Annotated in this window: 7 protein-coding genes; 4 read left to right on the top strand and 3 right to left on the bottom strand. The window is 65.1% G+C overall.

The window, feature by feature from the left end:
• Together VK533_RS00110 and VK533_RS00105 are read right to left on the bottom strand one after the other, a co-directional pair.
• Positions 1-673, bottom strand: a 673-nt coding sequence (locus tag VK533_RS00110) for an FAD-dependent oxidoreductase (protein ID WP_324373796.1), incomplete at its 3' end; no start/stop codon positions are given.
• Positions 670-1,131: a DUF4126 family protein gene (locus VK533_RS00105; protein ID WP_324373794.1), complete on the bottom strand. Its 462-nt coding sequence runs from the start codon at positions 1,129-1,131 to the stop codon at positions 670-672. The genes VK533_RS00110 and VK533_RS00105, both read right to left, overlap by 4 nt.
• A 338-nt stretch (positions 1,132-1,469) precedes the next feature.
• On the opposite strand from VK533_RS00105, the gene VK533_RS00100 reads away from it, so the two are divergent.
• From VK533_RS00100 to VK533_RS00085, 4 genes are all read left to right on the top strand, one after another.
• Positions 1,470-4,631, top strand: a complete 3,162-nt coding sequence (locus VK533_RS00100) for a TonB-dependent receptor (RefSeq protein ID WP_324373792.1) — start codon at positions 1,470-1,472, stop codon at positions 4,629-4,631.
• A 152-nt stretch (positions 4,632-4,783) separates the two neighbouring features.
• Positions 4,784-5,524, top strand: coding sequence for a SapC family protein (locus VK533_RS00095; protein WP_324373790.1), 741 nt, complete (start codon positions 4,784-4,786; stop codon positions 5,522-5,524).
• 25 nt (positions 5,525-5,549) lie between these two features.
• Positions 5,550-6,581: a cupin-like domain-containing protein gene (locus VK533_RS00090; RefSeq protein WP_324373788.1), complete on the top strand. Its 1,032-nt coding sequence runs from the start codon at positions 5,550-5,552 to the stop codon at positions 6,579-6,581.
• Positions 6,581-8,086 (top strand): tryptophan halogenase family protein, encoded by a 1,506-nt coding sequence (locus tag VK533_RS00085; protein WP_324373787.1) that lies wholly within the window; start codon positions 6,581-6,583, stop codon positions 8,084-8,086. The genes VK533_RS00090 and VK533_RS00085 overlap by 1 nt, the downstream gene beginning before the upstream one ends.
• Before the next feature lie 7 nt (positions 8,087-8,093).
• Here the strand turns inward: VK533_RS00085 and VK533_RS00080 are convergent.
• The coding region (locus VK533_RS00080) for an insulinase family protein (protein WP_324373785.1) at positions 8,094-10,166 on the bottom strand (2,073 nt) is incomplete at its 5' end.

Here is a 10,166-nt window from a genome sequence, read left to right as displayed (position 1 = left end):
TCCCCTCGCCTTCCAATATGGCGCGAATCGCGCTCGAAATCTCGGGATCCTCGCGCCCGATCAGACGCGGCCCCATTTCGACCACCGTCACGCGCGCGCCGAAGCGGCGGTACATCTGCGCGAATTCCAGCCCGATATAGGAGCCGCCGACGACGATCAGGTGCTCCGGCACCGTCTCCAGCCCGACGATATTGCTGTTGGTGAGATAGTCGACCTGGTCCACGCCCGGCATATCGGGCACCGCCGCGCGGCCGCCGACATTGAGGAAGATGCGCGGCGCCTCCAGCACATCGTCGCCGACGCGCATCCGGCCGGGCGCCTCGAACCGGGCATGGCCGCGCAGGAAGGTCAGGCCCTTCATCCCCGCCAGCCATTCCTCGCCGCCCGTGCGGCTATCGAGAATGACCTTGCGGGCCCGCGCCGCCACCGCCGGCATGTCGATCCCGACCGGACCGAGCTTGAGGCCATAATCCGCCGCGCGCCGCGCCATATGCGCGGCATAGGCGCTCGCGACGAGCGTCTTGGTCGGCTTGCAGCCCGTATTGACGCAGGTGCCGCCGACCAGGTGGCGCTCGATCAGCGCCACCTGCATGCCCGCGCCGGTCAGGCGCGCGGCGAGTGCCGGACCCGCCTGCCCGGCACCGACGATGATCGCATCGAAGCCGCGGGTCACGCGACCGCGCAGACGATCAAAATCGCGCCGCCGATAGCGATAACATCTTCGATCAGCGCGGCCGGGCGATCCTGCTTGAATTGACCCGCGAGCCAATTGCGGGCCGCCGCACCGCCCAGCGTGCCGATCACCGCACCCACGATTCCGGCAATGATGCCCGCTACCATCATCTCCCTCGACGCGCCGATCGCGCCGCCGGCGAGACCTCCCATCACGATGCGCGCACCGAACTGCATCGGTACCTTGCGGCTGGGCGTGGCGGGCAGCTGATCGGTGACCAGCTCGGCAACGGCGAGCACCCCGAAAATCCAGGGCGTCCACTTATAGCCCATGAAGGCGAGCGGCGTGCCGGCGAGGCTGAGATGACAGAAACGGGCGGCGAAGCTGACGGCGGCGGGCGCGGTGAGCGCGCGCAGCCCTGCAACGACACCAATCAGAAGAGCTAAGGCTATAAGCATGTCCGGTCCTCTCTCGGATAGATGGTAAGCCGAACCAATCGTTACGCGTCCGCAGTCTCGCCGATCCGGATCAAAACGTCCACGGCACAAAATGTTCGCGCAATCATCATATAATTGCTGGAAATTTTGTGTGCGGCGCAGCATTCCGTTGCATTTTTGCACACTTCAGCACGAATATGGCTTGTGACCGCGCTGTCATCGACATGTATGCGTTTACATTTTGGGGTTCGATTGACTTCGTTTTTGATAGCGGTACCGCCTGACATCGATGGCCGTCGGTCATCGTCAACCAACGGATCAGCGGCCGTGAGCCGACTGACCAGGGGGGATGCCAGATCATGAAAAATTCCAGGACTTTGCTTGCCTACTCCACTTCGGCGCTGGCGGTTGCCGCCTGCCTGATCCTGCCCGGCGTCGCCGGCGCGCAGACAGCCGGCGCCGCGGCAACCAATGCACAGCCCAGCACGGACGTCAGCGACGAAGTCGTCGTTACCGGCATCCGCGCTTCGCTCGAGCGTTCGATCGCGATCAAGCGCGACAGCACGGGCGTCGTCGACGCGATCTCGTCGGAAGACATCGGCAAGTTCCCCGATACCAACCTCGCGGAATCGCTCCAGCGCATCAGCGGCGTGTCGATCGATCGTCGTAACGGCGAAGGCGCCGAGGTTACGGTGCGCGGCTTCGGCCCGCAGTATAACCTGGTGACCCTGAACGGCCGCCAGCTCGCCGCGTCCGACCAGACGCCGGTCGGCGGCGACGAAAACGCCGACTTCGGCCGCAACACCAGCCGTTCGTTCGACTTCTCGAACCTCGCGTCGGAAGGCGTGAAGACGCTCGAAGTCTACAAGACCGGCAAGGCCGGGGTCCCGTCGGGCGGCATCGGCGCCACCATCAACGTCGTGACGCGCAGGCCGCTCGACGCCGGCCATGCCGGGGTCACCGGCTCGATCGGCGTGAAGGCCAATTACGACACCAGCGCGGACGACTGTCTCCACTGCGGCGCCCATGTCACCCCGCAGGTCTCGGGCCTGATCAACCTCGTCAACGAAGACGAAACGTTCGGCGTCACGGCGTACGGCAGCTATCAGAAGCGCAACTTCAGCACGATCGCCGCGACGGTGAACGACTGGAACGTGACCACCCTGGCGCAGTTCCTGGCACCCGGCTCCGGCAACGTGAACGCCGCGAGCAAGATCAACAACGCACCGACCGACATGAACGCGCTGGTCGCGCGCCCGAACGACGCCCGTTACCACTTCGCCGAGGATTCGGAGCAGCGGATCAACGGCCAGATCACGGCGCAGTGGAAGCCGACCGACAATTTCACGGTCACCGCGGACGGCTTCTACGCCCGCAATGACGAGAGCGAGCGCCGTTCGGACGAATCCAACTGGTTCAACCGTCCGTTCGACGTCGTCACGTTCGACAGCGGCCACAAGGTCGCCACGACCACCTATCTGCACGAGGTGATCGCGGGCGAAACCAAGGATGCCGGTTTCGAGCAGCAATATCGCGCGCAGTCGAACCGCCTGCAGGATTTCGGCCTGAACGGTAAGTGGGAAGCCACGGACCGCCTCACCGTGGCGGTCGATGGCCATGTCAGCGTGTCGGACAGCAAGCCCAACAATCCCAACGGCATGAGCTCAAGCCTGCTCGCGCTGTCCTCGCCGACGCTCGCGTCGCACTCGTGGGATTATGATGGCGGTTTCCCGGTCCAGACCGTGGTCTATGCCGACCCCGCGACCACCTCGCCGACCCATCCGGTCGTCAAGGGCAACGGCAATGGCGTACTGGACGACGGCGACGTCGGCACCCAGCAATGGCGTCAGACCGCTGTCACCTTCCATCAGAATCTGAAGGAAGCCCGCGTCGACGCCGGTTGGAAGTTCACCGACGAATTGCGCTTCGACTTCGGCGGCGATTATCGCGATGCCAAGACCCGCTCGACCCAGTACAGCTATCAGGAAGTCCTGGGCGACTGGGGCAACGTCAATCCGCGTGACGTGGATGCGATCGCCCCGGGCTCGCTCGAGACCTTCTGCCTGGTCTGTCGGTTCCAGCATAACGACCCGAAGGCGAGCGGTGACGGCCTCACCGCCTTCCGCACCGAGGACGCCGCTACGCTCGGTAACCAGCTGGGAGCCTATTATGCCGGCCTGGGCCACGTTAACGGTCTGACCGGCAGCGCCGACGACAGCATCCGCGAGAAGATCAAGGCGGCCTACGGCCAGCTGACCTGGAAGGGTTCGCTTGGCGGTATGGATGCGGGCTTGGTCGCTGGCGTCCGCTACGAATGGACCACGGTTGGCGCGGTTTCGTTCCAGGGCGTTCCCCAGGATATCCGCTGGCAGTCGGACAACGACTTCATCGTCGATCTGACGGCGACCCCGCAGGCGGTCACCGGTTCGGGCAAGTATCACAACTTCCTGCCGTCGGTAGACTTCAACATCAACTTTACGGACAAGATTATCGGCCGCCTGTCCTACAGCCGCACGATCTCCCGTCCGAGCTACGGCAACATGTTCGCCTCGACGACGGCGAGCCAGCCGAACGACGCGACCGCGGTTGGCGGCAATGCGGGTGGCAGCACCGGCAACCCCGGCCTGAAGCCGCTGGCATCGGACAATTTCGATGCCTCGCTTGAATGGTATTTCAAGCCGGGCAGCTATGTGTCCGCCGGTGGCTTCTACAAGAACGTGAAGAACTTTATCGGCAACGCGATCATCCCGACCAGCCTGTTCGGTCTGCGTGATCCGAGCTCCGGCGCGGCAGGCAGCCGTTCGGGTACGGCCAAGACCCAGCTTCAGGCGCTGGGTGTGGACGTTACCGACGTCAACCTGTTCACCTACACCGCTTTGCTGCAGCAGAATGGCGGCAACACGGCGGCGGCGACGACGACCTTCAACGCCAATCTGGTGCCGGGGACGAAGTCGCTCAACCAGGCCTTCGTGGACTCGACCATTGGTGCGGTGGACATCATCGCGGATGCCAACGACCCGCTGTTCAGCTTCAACGTCAACACGCCGATCAACAACAAGTCGGCGCATATCTATGGCTTTGAAGTCGCGGGTCAGTACTTCCTCGGCAACACCGGTATCGGCGTCGCCGCGCAGTACACCTACGTCCGCGGCAATGTCGGCATCGACGTCACGGCCGATCCGACCGCGAACCAGTTCGCGCTGCTCGGCCTGTCGGATACCGCCAACGCCACGCTCATCTACGACAAGCACGGCATCTCGGCGCGCGTCACCTACAACTGGCGTGCGAAGTTCCTGAGCGAAGCCAATCGCGGCGGATCGCATAACCCGGTGTTCACGGCGCCCTATCACCAGATCGACGCGAACCTGAGCTATGACATCACGCCGAAGATCGCGGTGTCGCTGGAAGGTCTCAATATCTTCGAGGAAGGCGTAAAGACCTACGCCCGCTCGACGAACGAGATCTACTTCATCCAGGAAGGCGAGGCCCGCTACCTGGTGGGTATCCGCTACAAGTTCTGATCGCAGCAGCGATCAGTCCTGGGGGAAAGGCCGCTGCTGTCGCAGCGGCCTTTTTCTTTTGCGCCGCCGGGAAGGTCGGCTAGGCCGATGGGAACAGCGACGCCGACATCGATGTCGCAGACCAACGAAAACAGCAGCGAGAGCGTGCCCTGATGGCCAGTCCCATTCTTCTCAACAATATCGATCACGGCGATGTGCGCGTCCTGACCGGCCAGAGCGCCGCCTTTGGCGATGCGATCAATCAGGTCACCGTCTTCCCCACCGAATATGAGGCGCTCCAGCGCGAATATCCGATCCTGTTCCGGCGCGATCCGGACGGCGTCTATTATTCGGTCGCGTTGCTCGGGCTCGACCGCGACGAGAATCTGTTCCTCGGCGAGGATGGCTGGCAGGGCCAATATGTGCCGGCTCTTCTCCAGCGCGGCCCCTTCTCGATCGGCGTTCCCGCGCGCGGCCCAGGCGGCGAGCCGCTCGGCGAGCCGATGATCCATATCGACCTCGATCATCCCCGCGTCAGCCGCGGCACCGGCGAGAATGGCGGCCATCCCGTCTTCCTGCCCCAGGGCGGCAATGCGCCCTATCTCGATCATGTCGCGGGCGTGCTGCGCACGATCTTCACCGGCGTCGAGGTGACCAAGTCGATCTTCGCCGCGTTCAAGGACTATGGTCTGATCGAGCCGATCGCGATCGAGATCCAGGTCGGCAATGGCCGCCAATATAACGTCCCCGATTGCTACACGATCAGCCGCGAGCGGCTGATGCAGCTCGACGGCGCGGCGCTGGAGAAATTGCATCGCGCCGATTTCCTGCGCGCGGCGATCTGGGTCGCCTCGTCCTTGCAGAATATCAGCCGTCTGGTCGATACCAAGACCGGGCGCGAAGCTGCGGCTTGAACCAAACCGGGGTGGCATAAAGGCGATGACGGGGATCACGGCCAGGACCGAGGAGTTGACGGGCATCGCGCCCGACCGGATCCCGTTCGACGAGCTGATCGCACGCCAACATCCGGTGATATTGAAGGGCGTGGCGCGCGATTGGCCGCTCGTCCGCCATGGCCTGCATTCGCCTTATGAGGCGATGCATTACCTCACCTCTTTCTATCAGGGCCATCCGATCGTCGGCTATGTCGGCGCGCCCGAGATCAAGGGCCGCTTCCACTATACGCCCGACGTCTCCGCGATGAACTTTACCGGCGAGCGCACCCGGCTCGACACGTTCCTCGATCGGATCGCGGCGCATTTCGACGATCCGGACCCGCCCTCTTTCTATATCGGCTCGACCGACGTCGACGCCTATTTGCCCGGTCTGCGCGCGGAGAACGATCTCAAGCTCGATCATCCGGCCTTTGGCGCCAGCCCGCCGATGATGAGCATCTGGATGGGCAACCACACGATCGCGTCGGCGCATTGGGATATGTCGAACAACATCGCCTGCTGCATGGTCGGCACGCGGCGCTTCACGATGTTCCCGCCCGAGCAGATCGAAAATCTCTATCCCGGCCCGCTCGAACCGACCCCCGGCGGCCAGGTCGTGTCGATGGTCGATTTCGCCGCGCCCGATCTGCAGCGCTTCCCCCGTTTCGCCGACGCTTGTGCCGCGGGCCAGGTCGCCGAGCTCGAGGCGGGCGACATCCTGCTCTATCCCGCCTTGTGGTGGCACCATGTCGAGGCGCAGGGCCGCTTCAATGCGATGATCAATTATTGGTGGAACGCGGTGCCCGATTTCATGGACACGCCCATGAACACGTTGCTCCACGCCATGCTCAGCCTGCGCGACCGGCCCGAGGCCGAGAAACGATCCTGGCGCGCGATGTTCGATTACTACATCTTCGGCCCGGCCGATCGCCCGGCGGCGCATCTGCCGGAAGCCGCCCGGGGCGCGCTCGCGCCGCTGGACGAGCTGCGCGCGCGGCGGCTGCGCGCGGTTTTGCTCAATAAATTCAATCGCTGATGGCGATATCTGGAGGGATTGTGGAGGCGAACAAGGTGAAGCGGGTCGTGATCGCGGGCGGCGGCACCGCCGGCTGGATCGCGGCCGCGGCGTTGATCAAGGAGCTGAAGCCGCTGCTCGACATCACCCTGGTGGAGTCGGACGAGATCGGCACGGTCGGCGTCGGCGAATCCACCATCCCCACCACGCGCGCCTTTCACGGCATTCTCGGCATCTACGAAAAGGCGTTCGTCGCGGCGACCCAATCGACCTTCAAGCTCGGCATCGAATTCGAGAATTGGAACAAGGTCGGCGACCGTTATTTCCACGCCTTCGGCTCGGTCGGCAAATCGGTGTGGATGGCGGATTTCCAGCATTTCTGGCTGGAGGCGGTGCGCCAGGGCTTCGGCGGCGACTATGTCGATTACAGCTTCGAAGGCGCGGCGGCCAAGGCCAACAAGTTCGAGACGCACGACGGCGCGTCGATCGCCTACGCCTATCATCTCGACGCGACCGCCTACGCCAAATTCCTGCGCGGTCTGGCCGAACCGGCGGGCGTGAAACGGGTCGAAGGCAAGATCAAACAGGTCGTCCAGAACCCCGAAACCGGGTTCGTCGAGGCGCTGGAGCTCGAATCCGGCGTCCGGATCGAGGGCGATCTGTTTCTGGATTGCACCGGATTCCGCGCGCTTTTGTCCGAGGGGACACTCAAGACCGGCTTCGAGGACTGGAGCCATTGGCTCGCGACCGATGCCGCGCTCGCCGTCCAGACCGAACCGACCGGCCCGGCGGTGCCTTACACGCGCGCGATCGCGCACGAAAATGGCTGGCGCTGGCGGATTCCGCTGCAGACGCGCGTCGGCAACGGCTTCGTTTTCTGCACCGACTATATGTCGGAGGACGAGGCGCGCGCGCAGTTTCTGGGCGCGATCGAGGGCAAACCGTTGTTCGATCCGCGCCTGCTCCGCTTCAAGGCCGGCATGCGCAAGCAATCCTGGACCAAGAATGTGATCGCGATGGGCCTGTCGAGCGGCTTCATCGAGCCGTTGGAATCGACCAGCATCCACATGATCAAGATCGCGGTCACGCGGCTGATCCAGAATTTCCCGTTCGACGGCATCACCGATGCGCTGACCGATCGCTTCAACGCCCAGTCACGCCGGGAGATGGAGCATGTGCGCGACTTCATCATCCTCCATTACAAGCTGACCGAGCGCGACGATTCGCCCTTCTGGCGGCGCTGCCGCGACATGGAGATTCCAGCCAGCCTGGCCGAGCGCATCCGCCTCTTCCGCGAGAATGCGATGGCCTATCAGGGCGGGGACGAGATGTTCCGGATCGACAGCTGGATCATGGTGATGCTGGGCCAGGGCATCCAGCCCCAATCCTATCACCACCTCGCGCGGATGATGGAGCCGGGCCAGCTCGAAAAGGCGCTGACCGATCTCAAGGCGGGTATCGCCCACCAAGTCGCCAAGCTGCCTGACCACCAGCAATTCTTCGAGAGCTACGCGCCGGCGGCTTGAGCCGCCTCTATCGCTTCCGCTTCGACACGGCCGGCGCGGCTTTGGGGCGCACGGCCACGGCCGGCGCCGGTTTGGCGGGCTCGGGCGCGCCCGGCTGCACCACGAACCGGAACGGCGGGCGGCCGGTCAGATAGCGCGCCGCCATGCGCTGCACATCGGCCGGCGTGACCTTTTCGAGATCGGGCACCTTGCTCCGGATCATGTCGAAATACGCGGGGTTGCCGTCCGACGCGGCGAGCGCGTCGACCCAATAATCGGCGAAGGCGAAGCCGCGGCGGCTGCCGTCCACCATCGGGGTGCGGGCGCGCGCCAGCTCGTCCGGCTTGATCGGCGTTTGCGCGAGATCGTGCACGATCGCATCGAGTTCGGCGAAGAAGGCGGCGGCCTTGGCCGGCGGCAGCTCCACCTGCACGCCCAACACCGCATAATTGGGCTGGCCCACCCCTTGATCGACGAATGTGTCGGGCGAATAGGTCAGTCCCTCGCGTTCGCGCAGGCCCGCCATCAGCCGCGCCTTGATCACCTCGGACAGCACCTGGGTGGCGCGGGAATCGGCCATGCTGGAGACGAAGCCGGCGATCGGCCAGGCGGCGATCGCCATGCCCTGCGCGGCGCCGCCAGCAACGGTTTCGACCACCGGATCGGCCGACGGCGCGGGAAAATGCGCGTCGCGCGACGGCGGACGCGGCCCGCGCGGCGGCAGCGCGCCGACGGTCGCGCGCGCCACCTCCACCGCGCGTTCGACATCCATGTCGCCGACGATGACCAGGTTGAGCGGCCCGGCCAGCGAGGGCGCGAGCAAGGCGGGCAGATCGGCGGCATTGGTTGTCTGGAGATCGGCCGCGGTGGGTGTGCCGCGCCAGCGCGGATCGCGATCGTGCAGCAGGAACGCCAGGTCGCGCGCGGCGGTCAGCGGCACCGATGCGGCGAGCTGGCTGCGCACCGACGTCGCGGCCGAAATGGCATCGCGCAGCGCGCGCGGCCGGAATGCCGGATCGACGACGTAGGCGGTCAGCAACTGCGCCTCGGCCTCGAGATCTTCGGGGCGGGTGCGGCCGATCAGGTTGAAGCGGTCCGTCGTCGAGGCGAGCGACGCGCCGATCGTCTTGCCGAACAGCGCCTCGTTGATGTCGGCCACGTCGGCCTTGCCCAGCCCGCCCAGAACGAAGGTCTGCGGCGCCTGGCTGAGCAGCCACAAGGCGTGATCGCGCCCTTCCGGCAATCCGCTTATTCCCGACCCGAACGCAAGATTGAGCACCACCTGGCCCGTGCCCGCCGCCCGCTTGACCGTGGCGGTGGTGCCATTCGCGAAGCGCACCACCGTGACGCCGATATCGGGCAGTTCCTTGCGCTCGACGATACGGCCGGGCGCGCCGAAATTGGTATAGGGCCACGCCGTCGCGGCCATCGTCGCGGGCGGGGTCACCGGCGCGGTCGCGGCGGCCGCGATCGTCGCCTTGAGCCCCGCTTCGCCACCCTCGATCGGGGCCGAGTCTGACACGAACAGCAAAGGCCCCGATCCGGCGAACAGCCGTACCGCCGCGCGATTGATGTCGGCGACCGTCATCTTGCCCGTAAGGCGGTCGACGTCCGCCGCATTCTGGCGTGGGCTGACGAAGATCGACGCGCTGTCGAAGCTGGACAGCAACTGGTTGGCGAGATCCGACGAACCGCGCGTATCCGATGCGGCGGCGGATTCGGCGACGCGCGCATGGATGCGCGCGCCCGCATGATCGAACTCGGCCTGCGACACGCCGTAGCGCACCAGCCGCTTTTGCTCGGCCAGCGCGGCGGCGATCGCCGGGCGCACTTTGCCGTCGAGCGGCTGGACCGCGATGCTGGTGTCGATCGCGATGTGGTACAAAGCCTGCCAGCCCACGCCCGCGCCGCTGAATGGTGTGTTGGGCTGCCCCGCCGCGCGCAGGAACCGCGTGTTGAGGATTTCGTACAGCAATGTGTCGGCGACATATTCGGCCTCGCGCGCATAATCGTCGGGCCGCGTGTCGTACGGTGCCTGCCAATCGATCCGCACCGATTTGGGAGCGCCGGGATCGACGAACAGCCGCGTCGCCGGGCTGCG

The organism is Sphingomonas sp., assembly GCF_035317925.1.
Taxonomy (GTDB): domain Bacteria; phylum Pseudomonadota; class Alphaproteobacteria; order Sphingomonadales; family Sphingomonadaceae; genus Sphingomonas_I.
This window is presented reverse-complemented; position numbering and strand designations above follow the sequence as displayed.

Coding starts and splice junctions, on each gene's coding strand:
- VK533_RS00095 (WP_324373790.1), top strand. CDS start 4,784: ATGGCCAGTCCCATTCTTCTCAACAATATCGATCACGGCGATGTGCGC.
- VK533_RS00090 (WP_324373788.1), top strand. CDS start 5,550: ATGACGGGGATCACGGCCAGGACCGAGGAGTTGACGGGCATCGCGCCC.
- VK533_RS00100 (WP_324373792.1), top strand. CDS start 1,470: ATGAAAAATTCCAGGACTTTGCTTGCCTACTCCACTTCGGCGCTGGCG.
- VK533_RS00105 (WP_324373794.1), bottom strand. CDS start 1,131: ATGCTTATAGCCTTAGCTCTTCTGATTGGTGTCGTTGCAGGGCTGCGC.
- VK533_RS00085 (WP_324373787.1), top strand. CDS start 6,581: ATGGCGATATCTGGAGGGATTGTGGAGGCGAACAAGGTGAAGCGGGTC.